At 48.0% G+C, this 19,425-nt stretch carries 10 protein-coding genes; 2 read left to right on the forward strand and 8 right to left on the reverse strand.

The genetic code is table 11. The features are described from left to right. The first annotated feature begins 34 nt into the window (after positions 1 to 34). Positions 35 to 844 (forward strand): Cof-type HAD-IIB family hydrolase, encoded by an 810-nt coding sequence (locus GGR07_RS01710; protein ID WP_034542237.1) that lies wholly within the window; start codon positions 35 to 37, stop codon positions 842 to 844. Between the two features lie 34 nt (positions 845 to 878). Here the strand turns inward: GGR07_RS01710 and GGR07_RS01715 are convergent, their stop codons facing one another. The 3 genes from GGR07_RS01715 to GGR07_RS01725 all read right to left on the reverse strand — a co-directional run bounded on the left by GGR07_RS01715 (position 879) and on the right by GGR07_RS01725 (position 6,077). Next, entirely contained in the window at positions 879 to 986 is a 108-nt protein-coding gene (locus tag GGR07_RS01715; protein ID WP_256680536.1) for a hypothetical protein, read from the reverse strand. 438 nt (positions 987 to 1,424) lie between these two features. Next, positions 1,425 to 2,969, reverse strand: coding sequence for a RagB/SusD family nutrient uptake outer membrane protein (locus GGR07_RS01720; RefSeq protein ID WP_021646760.1), 1,545 nt, complete (start codon positions 2,967 to 2,969; stop codon positions 1,425 to 1,427). A gap of 27 nt (positions 2,970 to 2,996) precedes the next feature. Further along, complete coding sequence (locus GGR07_RS01725; protein ID WP_122056404.1) at positions 2,997 to 6,077, reverse strand: SusC/RagA family TonB-linked outer membrane protein; 3,081 nt, start codon at positions 6,075 to 6,077, stop codon at positions 2,997 to 2,999. A 245-nt stretch (positions 6,078 to 6,322) separates the two neighbouring features. On the opposite strand from GGR07_RS01725, the gene cysS reads away from it, so the two are divergent. After that, positions 6,323 to 7,804, forward strand: coding sequence for a cysteine--tRNA ligase (gene cysS / locus GGR07_RS01730; RefSeq protein ID WP_034542235.1), 1,482 nt, complete (start codon positions 6,323 to 6,325; stop codon positions 7,802 to 7,804). 839 nt (positions 7,805 to 8,643) lie between these two features. On the opposite strand, the gene GGR07_RS01735 is transcribed toward cysS, so the two are convergent. The 5 genes from GGR07_RS01735 to GGR07_RS01755 all read right to left on the reverse strand — a co-directional run bounded on the left by GGR07_RS01735 (position 8,644) and on the right by GGR07_RS01755 (position 19,404). Beyond that, complete coding sequence (locus GGR07_RS01735) at positions 8,644 to 8,841, reverse strand: hypothetical protein (protein ID WP_155897802.1); 198 nt, start codon at positions 8,839 to 8,841, stop codon at positions 8,644 to 8,646. Between the two features lie 1,174 nt (positions 8,842 to 10,015). Then, a complete protein-coding gene (locus tag GGR07_RS01740) occupies positions 10,016 to 11,662 on the reverse strand; it encodes a RagB/SusD family nutrient uptake outer membrane protein (RefSeq protein ID WP_021646753.1) in 1,647 nt (548 codons plus the stop codon). An 11-nt stretch (positions 11,663 to 11,673) separates the two neighbouring features. Beyond that, positions 11,674 to 14,439: a SusC/RagA family TonB-linked outer membrane protein gene (locus GGR07_RS01745; RefSeq protein ID WP_039972930.1), complete on the reverse strand. Its 2,766-nt coding sequence runs from the start codon at positions 14,437 to 14,439 to the stop codon at positions 11,674 to 11,676. A 32-nt stretch (positions 14,440 to 14,471) separates the two neighbouring features. Next, entirely contained in the window at positions 14,472 to 16,271 is a 1,800-nt protein-coding gene (locus GGR07_RS01750; RefSeq protein WP_039972928.1) for a RagB/SusD family nutrient uptake outer membrane protein, read from the reverse strand. A gap of 13 nt (positions 16,272 to 16,284) precedes the next feature. Next, positions 16,285 to 19,404: a SusC/RagA family TonB-linked outer membrane protein gene (locus GGR07_RS01755; RefSeq protein WP_034542309.1), complete on the reverse strand. Its 3,120-nt coding sequence runs from the start codon at positions 19,402 to 19,404 to the stop codon at positions 16,285 to 16,287. Positions 19,405 to 19,425: the final 21 nt, after the last annotated feature.

A 19,425-nucleotide genomic window follows, 5' to 3' on the forward strand; every position in this document is an offset into this window, starting at 1 on the left:
TTCCTTATCTTTGCCCGTTCAAGAAAAGAATCGTATGAAGTACAGAATGATCGTGCTCGACCTCGACGGCACACTGACCAACTCTCGAAAAGAAATCACACCGCGAAACCGCGAAACACTGATGCGCATACAGGAGCAAGGCGTACGGCTGGCATTGGCATCGGGACGCCCGACGTACGGCATCGTGCCTTTGGCCGATGAGTTGCGCATGAAAGAGCATGGCGGCTTCATCCTTTCTTACAACGGAGGAGAGATTATCGATTGGGCAACCGGTAAACTCATCCATGCCAAATTGCTACCCAACGATGTAATTCCCATTCTCTACCAGTCTGCACGAGCGCACGGGCTCAGCATACTGGGTTATGATGGCGATCAGGTACTCACCGAGCATCCCGACGACGAATATGTGAAGAAAGAGGCTTGGCTCAACAAGATGCCGATACGCGCAACCGCCAATTTTCTTGCCGACCTCCCCTTGCCCACTCCCAAATGCCTGATTGTAGGCGATCCGAAGAAACTCATCAGCGTCGAGTCCGAACTTCGTGCGCAGTTGCAAGGAGAAATCAACGTATTCCGTTCCGAACCTTATTTTCTCGAGCTGGTTCCGGAAGGCATCGACAAAGCCCGATCTCTCGCAGTATTGTTGGAAAAGATCGGAATGGCGCGCGAAGAAATGATTGCGATAGGCGACGGATACAACGATTTGTCGATGATTCGGTTTGCCGGAATGGGCATTGCCATGGGGAACGCCCAAGAACCGGTGAAGAAAGCGGCAGACTACATCACGCTGACCAACGATGAGGACGGAGTATCCGCAGCCATCAAGAAGTTCTGCCTCTTGTAAACTCCTCGCAATGATTTGCACACGTGCATTCCATTCATACAAATCTTTTTGCACATCCGTTTCGCACAAAATTTATCCAAGTGCCCAGTCTGAACTCCCTGCGTGTGGCCAATAGCTTGTCTTGCAGCCTTATCAGGTTCAAGAATCGTCCGCAAACGGCTTCAAACAGTTTTTTTGCCGGCAGCCTTGTAAGCGCTTACCACAACAGGGTAAATCAACCTTCCCTTTCGGAAACAGCCACGAATGATTTCGCCTTAACGAAGAGTAAGAATAAAAAGTCTGACATATAACGCTTTTCATTGCAACAGCTTACTGTTTTTATAGTAAAAGTTATTCGTCTGCCGTTCGACAGACGAATAAAACACAGACGAAAGACGAATAATTTTTTAAACAGAAGGCGTTATTTTTACTAAATATCCGGGTAACTGTCTGAAGGAATATGACGTCCATAAAAAACACAGCCGGGGACGGATTCTCGAAGAATCCGCTCCGGCTGTGTGCCTTCCATTTATTTCATTATCGACTTTCCCGTACACGTCCGGACCAACTGTAACCGCCCCGCAGACGCAAAAGGAAATAATCAATAACCCTTATTGTTTTCCCATCCGGCCATTTGTACTTCGTCCTGAGGAATGGGCAGATAATAATGTCCTTCTTTCTTATAAACAGACTGTGCGAACGGATCGGTGATGCCCGACACTTCATCCACATAGCGAAGTTCCTTTATTTCGGCGGCCTTTTCACGGCGGATGTAGTCGAACCAACGCTTGCCTTCGGCATAAAGTTCGATACCTCTTTCCTTGAACACAGCTTTGTCGAACGCTGCCGGATCGGTCGTTTGGGTGCGATCCGCTTCGGGAACATTGGCTCTTTCCTGCAACTGGCGAAGACAGCGGGCAGCCAAGTCATCCACTTTTTTAGTGGCCAGCGTAGAGGCCTCCGCATAAATCAGATACGTATCCGCCAGGCGATAAACTGTGGTAAGGCCGTTGGATAGTTGGCTCAGCACTCCTTTCTTGTTCACTTCGTTATAGTCACGGTATTTCGAGATAAGCGGCAGCTTATTGGCGCTTTCCTGATAAGTGACATGTTTTACCTTTCCGCCCACTTTTTCATCCCATGCAAGCTCAAAATTCCATGCTTTGCGATCATCATCGGGGCAAGATTCCACAAAGTTAGGATTTGCGAAATAGTCGCCCCATCCCGGATACTTGGCATGGGTGTTGGGGTAGAACGATTTACCGTACTGGCTCGGAGTTTTATACGCCACACTGTTCATGATGGCAAACAAATGCTCGTTGGCATCGTGTTTCTTGGCTTCCTTCCACAAATCCCCGTACTTTTGGGTAAGAGTCAGCCCCGATTTTTCGATAACGTCTTTGGCCAGACGGGCAGCTTCGGCATAAGTATCTCTCTTCAAAGGCCATCCCGCCATCGTAAGGTTTACGTCCGCCAGACAAGTTTTGGCAGCCCACTGCGAAGGAGATCCGGCATCGCCCGTACGGCTTTTCGCAGGAAGATCGGCGCAAGCGATGGTGAGATCGGGAACGATGATTTCATCGTAGATGCGCGCAACCGGAACACGAGGCAGCTTATCCTCGAAGGTTTCTCCCGAACTGGCAATAAAAGGAACATCGCCGAACATACGCACCAGATGGAAATAAGCCAGTGCACGCATGAACCGCGCTTCTGCCACAACAGCTTTATATTTGGCCGCCTCTGCCTGATCCTCAGGTATGGGAGTGCCGCTGATGATCTTGTTCGAACTGCTGATTACATCCCAGAAGTTTTTCCAGAGAGCGGTGACGTCTTTCACGCTTCCACTGGTGGTCGGAGTCATGTTGTAGAGATACAGCATATCGTTGTTGGGCTTGGTGACCAGCGGAACGATATCGCCGGCAGCCGTGCTGTAGCGCAGGATGCGGCAACTGAAGCCGTAGTTCCCGTTCCACATATCCTTATAAACGCCTGACACGGCTTTTGCCACCACATCCAGAGTTTGAGGAGTCTCGATGTATTCTTCTTCCGTAAGAAATGACTGCGGTAGCTGATCCAGTTCGACACAAGAGGTTGCCAACAGCAAACTTCCCACCGCGCATGTCATCATTATATTTTTCTTCATCATGTTTTTCTGTTTATTATACGGTTAAAATTAGAATGAGAAATTAAGGCCGAACAAATAGTTACGTCCGTTCGGGTAGGCTCCCCAATCGGCTCCCTGGCTCAACGGAGTGCCCAGCGCCGCTTCGGGGTCGAGTCCGCTGTAACTTGTGAAGTGGAACGGATTCTGCACGGAAGCATACAGACGCAGGTTGTTGATTCCGGCTTTTTGGCAGAAGCTCTTCGGCAGGCTGTAGCCCAGCGTCATACTCTTCACCTTCACGAAGCTTCCGTTTTCCACGAAACGCGAACTGATGGCATCGCGAATGTCTTTGGTGGCGTTTACAAATCCCGGAATATCGCTGTTCTCGTTCGCAGGAGTCCAACGGTTCTTCCATTCGGGATTCGGAGTCAGCTTGTCAAGGTTGATACCCGGCAAAATACTGAAACGTGCCTGACGGGTGGCATTGTAAATATCGAATCCATGATAGCCGACAACGAAGACTGTAAAGTCGAAATTGCGATAGTTCACCGTATTGTTCCATCCCCAGTTAAACATTGGCTGCCCGCAACCGATGATTCTCATATCTTCTTCGGTATACTTGCCATCGCCGTTCAGGTCGCGGTATTTCGCCTGTCCCGGGATGACTCCATACACCTCTGCATTTGTTTTATTGGCGGTATTTCCCTGAATATCGGCCACTTGGTTCACTTCGTTCGTCTTCCACACGCCATCGTACGTATAGCCGTAGAACGTTCCCAGCTTCTCGCCTTCAATCATGCGGAAGATAAGGCTTTCGAACTTGCCGTTTCCCTGTGTCTGCATCTTTGTGATGGTGGGAATCTGCTCGAACGTACCTTTGTTGTGCGAGAGCGTCAGGTCGGTGCGCCAGTCCCAGTCTTTCGTACGTATCGGAGTAGCTCCCAGCGTAACTTCAATACCTCTGTTTCTGATTTCGCCCGCATTGCGCAACAAAGTGTTCCATCCGGTGTAAATGGGCTGTTTTACTTCCATCAGCACACGCTTCGATAGTTTGTCGTACAGGTCGATGCTGGCGGTAATACGTCCACCCAGGAAGGAGAAGTCGAGTCCCGCATTCCATTGGTCGTTACGTTCCCACTGTAGGAATTTCGCCGCCGGACGGTCCAGACGATAGGAAGTGCTGCCGTCGGAGTTCTTGCTCGCCACCATTTTAGAGAAGATGCGGTACATCTCCACTGCCTGATTCCCTACCGAACCATAGCCCACACGCAGTTTAAACTGATCCATCCAATCGTATTTCTCCATGAATTTCTCCTGCTTGATGTCCCAGGCCAAAGCCACTGAAGGGAAGTAATCCCACTTCTCTGCCAAAGCTGCCGAGCCGTCGGCACGCACAGAAGCCGTCAGCATGTAACGGTTCATCAGCACGTAGTTGACACGCGCCAGATAAGAGATCAGCGAATGTTTCACAAGGTCGGACGAAACATCGCCTATTTCGGAGGCATCCAGCGCATTGTAGGTCAGCAGATCGGGGAATGTCAGATTGCGTCCCGCGCCTTTATGCTGGTAGCGGTTGCTGTGTGCCTGCTCGAACACCGCCGTAGCATTGATGCGGTGATTCTTGTTGAACTCTTTCGTATAGTTCAGCGTATTGGTGTTCAGAAACTTGAAAGTCCATGCCGAATTGGCTATCGCACTGGTCTGGCTGTTGGCAAAGTACTCGTAGCTTCTTTCGTTGTGAGCTGCGTTCGAAAGATTGTTCGTAAAGGTGATGCCCAGTTGGCTGCGGAACGTCAGTCCGTCCATAATCTTAAAGTCGGCATACCCCTGAAGATAATTGTCCAGGCGCTTCACCTTCTCGTCCAGTTCCCAGATATGTCCCATCGGGTTATAGGCCGGACCGCCGTCGATGGCGAATCTGTTGTTATAAACGCCTTTTTCATTCTTGGGCTGTACGGTCGGCGCAAAGTTCATGGCAGTCATCAGCAGACCGTTATACTGGGTCATGCGCGGACCCTTGTTCTCGCTATAATCGCCCCAGAGATTCAAGCCGACACTCAGCCATTTCTTCAGTTCCGTATCGAGCTTCAAACGCCAGTTGTATTGTTGGTAGTTCGATTCCTTGATCACACCGTCTGTATTTTCGTAGCGGAAAGAAGCCAGATAAGAAGTCTTGCCGCTTTTGCCCGCAATAGACAAATCATAATTTTGCGCAACGGCAGGTTCGTTGAAAATATGATCGACGTAGTTGTATCCTCCCCTGCCTTGCTTGAAGTCGGCAATCTGTTCTTCCGTATAATAAGGAGCGCGGGGCTTGTTTGCAAAAAACTCTTTCGCATAGTCGTTGGCCAACTCCGCAAACTCGCCGGCGCTGAGCACATCGGGCTTATCGAGCACCGTTTTGAGATTGGCAAAAGCGTTGAAGTTGATCACCACCTTATCTTCTTTCGCGTTCTTGGTAGTCACCAGAATCACCCCGTTCGCAGCGCGCGAACCATATACCGCAGTGGCGGAAGCATCTTTCAGCACCTCGATAGACTGGATGTCGTTCGGGTTGATATTCTTCAAGTTGCCGCCGATGAATCCGTCTACCACAAGCAGCGGTTCCACGTCGGCAGTCACCGAGTTCACCCCACGGATGCGGATAGCCGCCGACTTCGAAGGATCGCCTCCTCCGGCAATGGATACACCAGCCAGACGCCCCTGCAAGGCATCCGACACGTTGGCCACCGGAGTGCTTTTGATGGCATCCGACGCTTTCACCGAAGCCACCGAACCCGTCAGGTCCGACTTACGCATCACGCCGTAGCCTACCACAACCACCTCATCGAGTGTTTGCGTATCTTCCAGAAGTTTGATGTCAAACTTCGTTTGCCCGTTTACTTTTATTGTCTGAGGTTTGTACCCGATAAAAGATACCTGAAGATTTCCTTTCGCAGGAACATCAGACAGTTTGAAATTGCCGTCCATGTCGGTAATCGTACCGTTGGTCGTTCCTTCCACAAGCACCGAAGCGCCAATCACCGGATAACCGTTATTATCGGTCACATTACCCGTGACCGCCAATTTTTGCCCGAAGGCACTTTGCGCGCATAACATGCAAAAAAGCAACATGCTCATTATGCCGCAAAACAATCTTTGTTTTGTCATAATAATAAACTTAAAAATACGAAGGTTTATATTAGAAATTACATTCGGCCGAAGCGTTGTTCGACCTTGCAAATATATCCTGAGATGCAGACAGGGAATGGCAAAAAATGTACATAATAGTTCAAAAATCATACATATACCACATACACAAGCGGATAAAAAAACCAACATCGAAACCCATTTATCGTATATATCAGAGAATTATGCTAACTTTGCACCTTTGAATAGAGTAAACAACCGACGTTATGGAACATCAACTGACCATTTACAACACTTTAGATAGAAAGAAGGAGCTTTTCGTTCCTCTCCATGCTCCGCATGTGGGCATGTATGTATGCGGACCGACAGTGTACGGAGACGCCCATCTGGGACATGCCCGCCCTGCGATCACGTTCGACGTGCTTTTCCGCTACCTCACACATTTGGGATATAAAGTTCGCTACGTGCGAAACATCACCGATGTGGGGCACTTGGAGCACGACGCCGATGAAGGGGAAGACAAGATAGCCAAGAAAGCGCGGCTCGAAGAGCTGGAACCGATGGAGGTGGTACAGCATTACCTCAACCGTTACCACAAAGCCATGGAGGCGCTCAACGTGTTGCCCCCGAGCATCGAGCCTCACGCTTCGGGACACATCATCGAGCAAATAGAGCTCGTGCGAAAGATTCTGGATGCGGGCTATGCCTACGAAAGCGAAGGTTCTGTATACTTCGACGTGGCGAAATATAACAAAGACCACCACTACGGCAAGCTGTCGGGAAGAAATCTGGACGATGTACTGAATACCACCCGCGAGCTGGACGGACAGAGCGAGAAACGCAATCCGGCGGATTTCGCCCTTTGGAAGAAAGCACAACCGGAACACATCATGCGCTGGCCCTCGCCGTGGAGCGACGGCTTCCCGGGATGGCACGCCGAATGTACCGCCATGGGACGAAAATATTTGGGCGAGCATTTCGACATTCACGGTGGCGGCATGGATTTGGTATTCCCGCATCACGAATGCGAGATTGCACAGTCGGTGGCCTCCCAAGGCGACGATATGGTGCGCTACTGGATGCACAATAATATGATTACCATCAACGGGACGAAGATGGGTAAATCGCTCGGCAACTTCATCACGCTCGACGAGTTCTTCAACGGCAGCCATAAGCTGCTCTCACAAGCATACACTCCGATGACAATCCGTTTCTTCATCCTTCAGGCACACTACCGCAGCACAGTAGATTTCAGCAACGAAGCGTTGCAGGCTGCCGAAAAAGGATTGCAGAGATTGATGGAAGCCGTTTCGGCACTGGAAAAGATCGCTCCCGCAAGCGCCAGCTCAGCCGGAATCGACGTGAAAGAACTGCGTGCCAAATGCGACGAAGCGATGAACGACGACCTGAACACGCCGATGGTGATCGCGCAGCTTTTCGAAGGCGCACGCATCATCAACAACGTGATTGCCGGAAACGCTACGCTCTCCGCCGACGATCTGAAAGCGTTGAAAGAGACTTTCCACCTTTTCTGCTTCGACATAATGGGACTGAAAGAAGAGAAAGGTTCGTCCGACGGTCGCGAAGCAGCCTACGGGAAAGTGGTGGACATGTTGTTGCAACAACGCATGAAAGCCAAAGCCAACAAAGACTGGGCTACTTCGGACGAAATCCGCAACACGCTTACCGCCCTCGGCTTTGAAATCAAAGACACGAAAGACGGATTCGAGTGGAAGCTGAATAAATAACAACATTACAGAAGCCGCAGCAGGCAATTATCATATTGCTTAGCTTCCTTGAGCCTTACCGACAGCGAGGACTGACAGGAGCCCGTCCGATAAGCAGTTTGAGAAACAGCAGGGGCAGGCTGTTTTTCTTTGAAGCAAGCGCTTAACCGAAAACCGGATATTAGAAACGGAAATCGAGTGAGGTTATACCGTTTGGAGTTGAATGAGGATGCGTAAAAACTCAAATACAGCGAAAATAAACTTCCAATCTGAGACTTGACCATCTTCAGTTGCCGTAAAAATAGCCCTATCATTACCTCAAAATGAAGTTTGACGGGGCCATTTGACGTGTGTCTCTTACAATCCGCAACTTTTCCGAGCGCTCAGTTTTGTTTTGGCATCCTCATTCTTTCTTTTTTCTGGTACGCCTTGCGAATCCTTCATCATCGGTTCTCTTTACGCCCTTCAACTACGTAATACTTTTTCTCAAAAACAATCGTCTCCCAAAAGGTCATATTCGACTGATCAATCCGACATTCGGAGCCTTTTGGAGGAAGTATTCCCCAAAAACCATATAACGCGAACTTTTTACCCGATTCAGAAGATTTTTCTTCCTCGACAAAGAGCGAATTAAACAACTACTACTTGATGATCAAAGAATTAACAAATCAGAAAGCAAACAATATTGCCGCCAGAGAAGCTTTTTCGAAAACGCCAAAATGCCAAAACGCCTATATGACTGTTTTGCAAACGATAACATAGAATCCGGAGGCTGCCGGAATTGAGAGCACTTACCGGGTCCGTTCTTCTTCTCCTCTAATTTTTGTTTAAAATATTCTTAATAAAAAGAAGAATCCGGCCTAAGCCGCCGGGCTCTTTCTTTCTCCATAATCTCGTATGGTATTAATAAAATTCGCTCCTCTCTTGATATCCCAACAGTAGAGCTGTCCCAATAAGTTCATTGTTCCGGCGATGAAGTCAGGTACACCATACCATTCATCTGATGGGATGCAGAGGTGGAAGCCGAAGTGCCTGGAGGATGAAGTCGGGCATGCCATACCATTCATGCTTCGGTACTACAATGTCGTCCGATTACACGCTCACTCATGGCACAGCCGCACAACACATCAAATATTCATTACATAGAAATCAGAAACCTCTACCATTAATCCTCAATTTTCGTTATAAAAAAGGGACTTCAAGTCATGAAAACGGACAGTGGAAAAACGCTACTCCGAAGGAGCCGATAAAAACAACTATAACACTAATAATCAATAACGTAACCAACCATACCAATAAAGAGTTGAATAAAAAAACAGTCATATAGGCGTTTTGGCATTTTGGCGTTTTCAAAAGTCTCCAAGAAACTCCGGAATTCTTTAAAAATCAGCTCCCACAGAAAACACAAAACCAGTAATATATTAAGACAATAAAACAACAAAAAGACACCGCGGAAAAATCCGTGATCGACAACCATTTCGTCGGTTCGTTCGAAAATCCCCATGTCTCGTTTCAAACACATCACAATATAAGAGTCATCATCCGAGAGAGAGTTTAAACATCCCCGTGTCCCGTTTCAAAGCCCACTGCCTTTTTTTCAAAGCCCACCGTGTTTGATTGCAAAGCCCGCGGGCTTTTTTTCAAAGGCGGCGGGCTTTTTTGCGGCAATCGCTGTTGTTTTTCACTTGTGAACGGAAGCCCATAATAATTGTTGCATCCTTGTATGACCACAGAGAATCGGATTTAGGAAGCCGTACTCCGCACAAGACATTCACGGCTATTTCCGATACGACCGATATAGACAACACAAGTATAAGTTGCTACAAATTCGGGAAAACTCATACACTCAAGATACCGATCTATCAACTTTTTGCAAAAATTCATTTATGGATATTTCATAGAGTGCGTGATCTTCCTATAACTATAACAACCATGAAAACGTTGTAAACCCTTATCCGTCATGGCTATGTGAAATAAAAATGATATGCTGTTTATATTGCCTTACGAAAGATATATAGAGTATAATAATCTGCAGCAAAACGGCACAATCCGCTTGATCCTAAATCTTCATTAGAGAATAAGGCCTGATGACGGTTTGAGATTAATGCAAGAAAAGGAGAAGAAGCTGCCGCTCTCCTCTATAAACAGATTACACCAAAGTTAGCGTGCATCTTTATTGAAATGCTTTTCCCGACACATTCGGCATCTTGTGCCAATGTGTCGGGAAAGAAGTTACCAACCTGCATTTTGCCCCAGATTACGGTTTTTGTTATATTCCGACTGAGGGATGGGGTACAGATTCATCTTTTCTTCCCAATGACGGGTTTCGAGCAGTTCTTTCCGGTAAACAGGAACTCCGTTTTCCAACGTTATATTTACCCGGTATATCTCTTTGGTTTTCTCCCCTATCTTCCACCGACGGATGTCCCAGAAACGATGGTCTTCGAAAGCCAGTTCCACGCGACGCTCACGACGAATGCTTTCAGTAAAGGCATCGCCGGTAGCATCTATTGCCGGCATCTTGGCGGCAGCACGCACCTCGTTCAGTGCGGCACGGGCAGACAACAGATGCTCCGCATCAGTATAATCGGCTCCTTTCCACGCATTCATCGCTTCGGCATAGTTCAACAGCACTTCCGCATAACGGAATATAACGAAATGATGAGGTTTCTTCTTCTCTTTCGAAGGGGTCAGCGAAACAGTTTCGTTCATGTACTTCTTCAGGTAATAGCCTGTTTTCGTAGTTCCGGCAGTACCTCCACCGTCTTTGCCTCCTTCGTATGCCTCAATGGTCGATCCCATCCATTCGTCACCATTGCAAAGAACCGTTTTGTAGAAACGCGGATCGCGGTTTTCGTAAGGATTCTGACCGGAAGCCAGCGTATTCCAATCGAATTCCGTACCATCCGCCATCTGAAATGCATCCACCAGATTTTGAGTAGGCACATTGCCTGTGTTTCCTTTCTCATAGCTGATGGGAAGGTTTCTTGCCTCAAAGTCAAAACTGTCTCCATTGCGGCGTTCGAAAATCAACTGCGAAGACTTCAGAACATCATTGCCGCCATTTTTATCGTACAACGGGTCTTTATCAATCGCAGGCAATTTATAACGCCCTTCCTTAATCAGTACATAAGCTGCATCCGCAGCCTCTTTCCAACGCTGCGCGTCCTGTCCGGGATTGTGCAAGGGACTTGCCGCATAGAGCAGGACACGGGCTTTCAAAGCCTGCGCCGTTCCTTTGGTCACACGTCCGGTTTCCGCCCAGAAATCTTTATGGCTGGCCGGCAGCTTGGCGGCAGCCTCATCGCATTCTCCGCAGATGAAACGGATAACTTTATCGAAAGGAGTCTTCTCGACCGAATTGATTTCATCAATCGTATACGTGCGCGTAAGCAAAGGAATATCCCCATAGCGTTTCGCCAGTTCGAACAAATAGAAAGCTCTCAACACCCGTATTTCATGACCGTACATTTCGGCTTTGGCTATATCTTCCTCATACGTATCGTTCCAGCGGAAACGCTCCAGCCGTTCAGCGGAATAATTCTCCAGAAAGGAGTTGCAGGCACGTATGGCGCCATAGTTCTTCTCCCAGGCGTTGTCCACCGCATTGTTGGGGTTCCACGCATTGTTGTAAAACACATGGATGTTGTTGTCGCTCCATACATACACCGAGTTATCGGTAGCCGACTCGCGCAACGCTCCGCCAATACCTCCCAGTTCATCGGGGAGCTGGCTGTAGACATACGTCGCCAGTCCCTTTACATTATTGAAATAAGAATATGCTTCTTCTTTAGTGAGTCCCGTCGATTCGTCCAGTTCGAGCAAACTGCAAGCGGACACGGAAAGCAGCAATCCTGCCATCATGATATATTTTCTCATCGTTCTTTTCTTTAGAAGTTAATATTCAAGCCGAAGTACACAGCGGTCATATCTGGATAGTTTACTTTCAGACTTTCACTGTTCAGGTATTTCACATGGTCCAACGAAAAGAGGTTATTGGCACGGGCGTATACCTGCACTTTTTCCATCTTCACTTTCTTTATCCATTCCGCCGGCAGATTATAGTAAACATTCAGGTTACGGAGCTTCAGATAGCTTCCGTTTTCCAACCACTGTGTACTATTGCGGAAATTGTTGGCATTGTCTTCCGTAGTCAACCGGGGAACATTGGCAATGTCTTTGGTTTCTTCTGTCCACCGGATTTTATCTTTCAGATACCATTCGGATATATTGGTATTGTTGCGCAACGGCCAGTACACGCTCGGCGTATTGAGCATCACGCTGTAACGACCGATACCCTGAAACAAAGCGTCTATGCCGAAACCTTTGTATTCGAACCCTAAACTGATGCCATAATATATTTCGGGCAGCATCGAGGAATGACCGATGGCTTTCATATCATTCTTATCGATCACTTTGTCGCCATTGAGGTCTTTGTATTTCACATCGCCCGGACGGACTTCCGAGAATCTCTGCACGGGACTGTTTTTGATATCCTCTTCATCCCGGAAATATCCGATAGCTTCCCAACCGAACACCTGTCCCAACGGATAGCCTTTTGCCGACAGATAAGAATAGGGCTGATAACCTTCGCCGTTTTCTTTCACATTGCTTCGTACATAAGAGAAGTTCACTCCTGTATAATACTGAAAGTCCTTATGCTGTTTTTTCCACATCACACTTCCATCTACCCCTTTGGTATCGACCCTGCCGGCATTCATGTTGGGCACTTGGACGCCGATAGCAGATGAAATCAAGCCGCTGCCATCGATCAGTATGTTCGAACGGCGGTCGTAGAATCCGTCGACCGAAAGAGACAAACCTTTGAACAAAGACATGTCTACACCAATATTGTACTTGTCGGCTACTTCCAAATCCAGTTTATTCATGGCAAGCACACCCTCTTTCAGGCTCAATCCGGCTGTGGTATTTCCATCCTGAAAATGATAGGAACCGCTTCCCACCCAATACTGTCTGTCTTGTGCGTAATCGTAAAAGTCGAAACCCGAACGGCCGTATGAAACGCGCAGCTTCAAATAGTCGACTGCGGCAACATCTCTCATAAAGCCCTCGTTAGAAAGCATCCATGCAGCAGAAACAGCGGGATAGAAACGGTATTTATCATTTTTTCCGAGCACACTGCTTCCGAAGCAGTTGGCTACCACGTCGACCATATAACGATTGTCATAGCTATATCCTACCGTACCGATAATGTATTGGCGGTAGCGGCTGTTGTTCGCTCCGCTCAGCGTCATCGACTCATGGCGAAACAATGCCGAAGCACTCAGGTCATGTTTCTCCCATGCGCGCCGGTAGTTCACCTTACCTTCAAAGTTGGCATGTATATACTGGTTTGCCAAACCTCCGTTATCTATTTTAAGTTCGTCGTTCGCATTACCATAATAAGTATAAACAGGAGCTCCATCCATCCCTTTATCTACTGTCTGATAACGGAATCCTTTCTTAGCCTGTTCTCTATAAGTAGCATTGTTGTCGTAGGCAACAGCCAATTCGGCACTCAATCCGCGAGTCAATACCGATAAGTCTTGAGTCAACCGCAAATCCGCCTGCAACATCCGTTGATTCAGTTTATAATATCCCACATCTGCCAAAGCTGCTATCGGATTTGTTTTCAACACATGGCTGCCTCCCCATTCTCCTTGTCCGGTATGTATCGGGAAAGCGGCAGCCGGAGTATTATAAAGCAATCCGAACAATGTACCTTCGGACGTAGAAGGACGCTTTGTTTCACGCAGCATACCCAACATATTCAGCTTTAGCCGGGTTATGTCTGTAATATCCACATCCAGATTCATGCGAAGATTCAGGAAATACTTCTTCATTTGCGAATTATAGCGATCGGTATAATCGGTATATTTCGGATTCAGCAATCCCATATCATTTTTATAGTTTAGGGCAGTGAAATAGCGCAGACGTTTTCCGCCTCCACGAAACAGGATATCCAATTGGTGATTCGTGGTGTGATTGCGCAACGCTTCTTTTTGCCAATCCACATTCGGATAGAGATCGGGATGACCTCCATCCAGAAAACCCTCTTCATCCATATCGGGTGCCAGTCCGTCGTTTCTCAGAGCTTCGTTGCGGGCTTTCGCATACGTGTACGCATCGGCAAACTCAGGTTGGTTGACGGGCAATCCCAGACCGAATTTATAATCTACCTTGATTTCCTTCTGCGAGTATTTTCCCCGCTTCGTAGTAATCAGTACGACACCGTTCGCACCTCTTCCTCCCCAGAGAGCGGTAGCCGCTCCGTCTTTCAGTACCGTTACCGATTCTATCTCCGAGAGGTTGATATATTCCAGCGGGCGGGCAAAGCCATCCACCACGAACAATGGCGTAGCCCCGTTCAGCGAGCCGCGTCCACGCACATTCAAGCGGGATTTCTCCGCATCCCAGCCGGTGTTCTGCATTACACTCAATCCCGGCAGCAAACCGTAAAGTGCATTGTATGGGCTGACCGTCGCATTCTTTTCGAGCTCCTCCGAATAGATGGCAGAAACCGACTGCGTTTTCCGCCATTCGGTCGTAACACGCGTGCCCATATCGATGTTCTTGTCTTTATCTTTCGTATTCTGAGCCATTCCCGAAGCAGCAAACGTCAGCGAGAAGGCTATGATATAAATTGATTTATTCATACTCTGTTCTTTTTTATCCGTATTTCTGCTTATTACCAACCGGGATTCTGTATCAATCCGTACTTTTTATTAATCTCATTCACCGGTAGAGGAAGCAGGAAATATTTATTATTCCATTTGTCCGGTTTTGCGTATTGGCGTGTCTCCGCCATCTCGGTAGAAATTTCATAAGAGAATTTATCGGGATTCTTCGGAGCTTTCTTTATAATAAGCCGCGAGAGCTGTTTGGTGAAAACATCCGAACGCTTCCAACGAATGAGGTCGAAATAACGAACTTCCTCGTATCCGAACTCAACGGCGCGCTCACGCAAGATCGCTTCACGGAGTGTCTCTCCGGGAGGCACTGAAGCTGAAGTAATCGAAGGCATACCTGCACGTTTTCTGATCAGATTCACATAATCGTATGCCGTTCTGCCCGAAGCGTCGGCACCCGAAGCTTTGCCCAACTCGTTCATCGCCTCAGCTATATTCAGATAGACTTCGGGTAACCGGAGCAGCGGACAGGTATAAAACTTGCCGTTTACCTCATCGTTGAAGTTGCGAATGAACTTTCTCATCGCAAAGCCGTTGTAACTCATCTTTCCACTGTTGTATGGAGCTTGTTTGGCTCCTACATAGATTTCCACTTTCTGGCTTCCTTTGAACTTATCCTGATTCACCGCCACAGTTTCGTACAGTCGTATATCACGGCGAGGCTTTCCATTGTTATCGAAAAAGGGGAAATCTTTGTGATTTTTGTTGTTCCAGTCGAACTCCGTTCCGTCATTCATTTGGAACATATCGACATAAGTCAGCGTAGGCGAGGCAACCCCGTACCTGATCTGTGCGAAAGGAGTCTTTCCGGTCATATAGGTTGTAAACCGACGCGAAGAGATAAGCGTTTCTTTGTTGTTACGTTCAAAGTATCCGGCTACGAAGTCTTCGCGAGGATTGCCCGTATTCACCAGCCGATAAGCATCCGCATACTCTTTGTTTTTCTTCAGAAACTCCTGCCCGGCGTCTAACGCCTTTTGCCATCTATCTGCCGAATAGCCTCCGTACCACACAAAATGCCGGGCCGCAGCCTCCCCTTCCATATAAGGTTTATCCGCATTGAACAAAGGGCTGGCAGCAAATTGCAGCACTCTCGACTTCAAAGCCAGCGCAGCGGCGGCAGTCACACGTCCGTCTTCAGCTGCATCTACCTCCCACGGCAAGACCGATGCAGCTTCGTCCAACAGCGACACAATCTTATCCACGGTCTCCTGCACAGTCATGCGAGGCATTTTCATATCATCGCTCGCCTTATACGCATGGTCTATCCAAGGCATGCCGCCATAGTAACGCAGCATCTGCGTATAATGATAAGCGATAAGCACTTTCGCTTCCGCCTTTCCTACCGCTTTTTCTTCGGCAGTCATGTCGGGCACGCGGTCTACATTTTCCAGATACACATACGCACGTCGTATGCCGTAGACAGGACCGACTCCGACAGTGCGGCCGTCTACGTCCAGACGATAGGGAAGATGTTCTAAAAAAACGGAAGTACCGTCTACCGTACCGGTATAAAACTTCGGAGCTCCTTTTTTAGTCCAGTCGGCAAGATCGGTCAGTATTTCCAGTACGCCATAACCCATACGTCCCTGCATAGGCAGAAAATCGGGCAACGAATGATACACTTCCGCCAATGCCTGCTCCGCATAAACCTTTTTATTGAAAACCGAGTCGATATTCAGCTCGTTACTCAGCGGTTTGTCCAAAAACTTCTCTCCAAACTTGATGTCTTCGCATCCGGCGAGCACACCGCACAGCAGTAGAGAAAGGCAACCTATATATTTCTGATAGTTTTTCATCATCTCTCTATTATTAGAAGGTTAAGTTTATTCCTACGTTATATATCTTGATAATGGGATACGAGTCCGCATCGTCCGGACGGGCCTCGGGATCCATGATATCAAACTTGTCGAAGGTCAGCAGGTTGTATCCCGTCAACTGAATGCCCAATTGGCGTATGCCGAGTTTCTTGAGCAACTTCTTATCCGTAAAGTTGTATCCAACCGTCATATTCTTGAGTTTGAGATAAGACGCATCGCGCACCCACAACGAAGAAGCACGCATATTATACACGGCGTTCGTTTCGGTAAAGCGCGGCGTAGTAGCGGTTTGGGCAGTTTCGGGCGTCCATCGCGTGTCAGCGTGGAATTTCATCAGTCCGCGTATCTTCCCATTACCGAAAGGTTCTCTAAAAGCCCCATTCAGCAACAAAGAACGCTCGGCAGTAGCCGTCCAGTTCATCGTAAGAAAGAATCCTTTATAGTTGACTCCATAATTCAATCCGAACGTATAAGCCGGACGAATGGGATGCCCGATGACAGTCTGATCGTCAGAGGTTATCTTTTCGTCGTTGTTCAAATCACGATATTTCACGTCGCCCGGTTTCACCGGTACACCGGGATCGGGCAATCCGTCAATCAAAGAGCCGTCTTGCCGGAAGTCTTTCTCACCATAGAAACCGTCCGCCACATAACCGAACAGAGTTCCCACCGGATGTCCGGTACGCCACATATAAGGCTCGTTAGGCTCCACTTCATCCTGAAAGACAATCTTGTTTTTAGAATAAGACACGTTTCCATTGATATGATAACCCACTTCACGGATTTTGTCGTTCCACTTCACCTCTATTTCATATCCCTGATTCTTCACCTTTCCCATATTTACGGCAGGTAATATCGCTGAGGTCAAGCCCGTTAGCAAAGGAATGGTTTTGCGGTTGATCAGAATGTCTTTACGCTCTTCACGGAAATAATCCAGAGACAGCTTCAAACGGCTCTTCAGGAAATGAACATCCATACCGTAGTTCTGTTTCAATGCCGTTTCCCATGTCACCCCAGGATTTCCCAGACGTTTTTCCAATGCCCCTAAAATAAGCGCCTTGCTATTGTAGCCGAAGTTAAATCCATGCTTGTTGTTGTTCCATCCGTCCACACCGCCTAAGTTGACATCGTAAGAGTCGGGCAGGAACAAGAAACGGTTGCTTCCCAAATTATCATTACCTACCAGACCGACAGAGGCACGCAGCTTGAGATAGTCCACCACTTTCTGTTTTTTCATAAAAGCCTCTTCGGAAAGAATGTAGCCGACAGAGCCCGCAGGGAATGCACCGAAACGCTTACCGGGAGCAAAGTTCTCCGAACCGTTGTATCCAAAGTTGAACTCAGCCATATAGCGGGACTTATAGTCGTATGTAAGGCGGCCTACAAAACCTACATAAGCCGAAGGAACTCCCACCCACTGGGAAGGATAGTATTTCTTGCTTTGGTTGTAAAGAAGCAATCCGCCCACATTATGGCTGCTCCATTTGCGCTTATAACGCAAACTAGCCTCCAGATACCAGTTGCGACTGCGGCTCGTATGCTCGTCATATTGCAGGTTTCTGTTCGCTCCCTTTATCTTATAGACTACTTCCTTATTAAAATCAGGCGAGTCGTATCCCAAAGCAGGGTTTTCGAGCGAAGAACGGTAGAAAGGCAGATGTTGCTCCACTTCCCCTTTGCGCTGTTTGGTGAAACCATATCCGGTATTATAAGCGCCCTTCACCTCCATAGAGAGTCCTTGAGTGATAAAGTCGAGTTTCTGATTGAGCAGCAAATCAAGGTTCATCGTATTTTGGATAGCGGTGGAATATCCCGTACCATACACTTTCGGCAACGCGCTGTTGCCCAGATTAATCTTATTATGGAAACGCTCTTCGGGAGTAACGATCAACTGTCCGTCTATCACTCCGGGACTGCTGAAAGGCGTCGTCTGGTTGATCAACGTCCAGATGGAATTTACCGCATCGCCAATGATCGGTTCGTTCCGGTTTCCCACAACTCCGCCTATTCCTATTTTCAGCGTTGTAGTCTTGGTAGCGTTAAAATCGAGATTGGCCCGGTAATTATACCGCTTATATTTGTAGTTGTTATCGTAGTCCAGACCTTTGAATTGTTTCAGCAAACCGTTCTGAAACAGGAATCCCAATGAAACGAAGTAGCGCACATCTTTCGTTCCGCCCGAAATGTTCACATTGTGCTGTGTCTGTACAGACATCCTCTTCAACAGAAATCTGCGCCAGTCGATACTTGGGTAAAGCAAAGGCTCGTCGTTCAGCCGGAAACGTTCGATGGAATACTTATCAAACACCATATCCTCTTCCGAGGCATTGGATTTATCGTTGGTAATAATCTCGTTGCGCAGCGTGGCATACGTATAGCTGTCCGCCATCTCAAGCATGCGCGTAGGCATCTGCACACCCACCGATGAGTTTACCGATATCTTGGTCTTACCCTCCTTTCCTCTGCGGGTGGTAACCAGTATTACACCGTTCGCGCCACGCACACCGAAAACGGCTGTGGCGGAAGCGTCTTTCAGCACCGTCACGGTCTCTATTTCATTCGGGTCCATTTGGAAAAACGAGCGTTCCACACCGTCTACAAGAATCAGAGGCGATGAAGCCCCTTCGGTGAGTGAACCTACGCCACGGATAAAGACTCTCGGGTCTTCTTTGCCGGGTTGCCCGCTCGTTTGTACGGACGAAAGTCCGGTAATCTGTCCTGCAAGTGTATTGGCTACACTGGCATTCGGAGAACGCACCAGAGCTTCATTGTTCAATGCCGAAATGGCGCCCGTAAGCGTCTCTTTCTTCTGGGTGCCATAAGCCACCACCGTCACTTCCTGAAGCTCGTTGGCGATTTCTTTCAGCACGATGGAAATATTCTTTTGTCCGTTTAATCGTACTTCCTGCGTCTCGTAACCTATAAAAGAGACTTGCAGAACCGCTTTCTGAGGATTATTCACTTGCAAACGGAAAGTCCCGTTCACATCTGTTATGGCACCGTTCGAAGTACCTTTCTCTTTCACATTGGCGCCGATCACCTCCAACCCGGATTCATCGGTCACCGTTCCTGTCACGGGTACTTGCGCCCATGCCGTAAAAGCGGAAAACATCAGCACAAACGAACCGATGAA

Source organism: Bacteroides pyogenes (assembly GCF_014196225.1).
GTDB lineage: Bacteria > Bacteroidota > Bacteroidia > Bacteroidales > Bacteroidaceae > Bacteroides > Bacteroides pyogenes_A.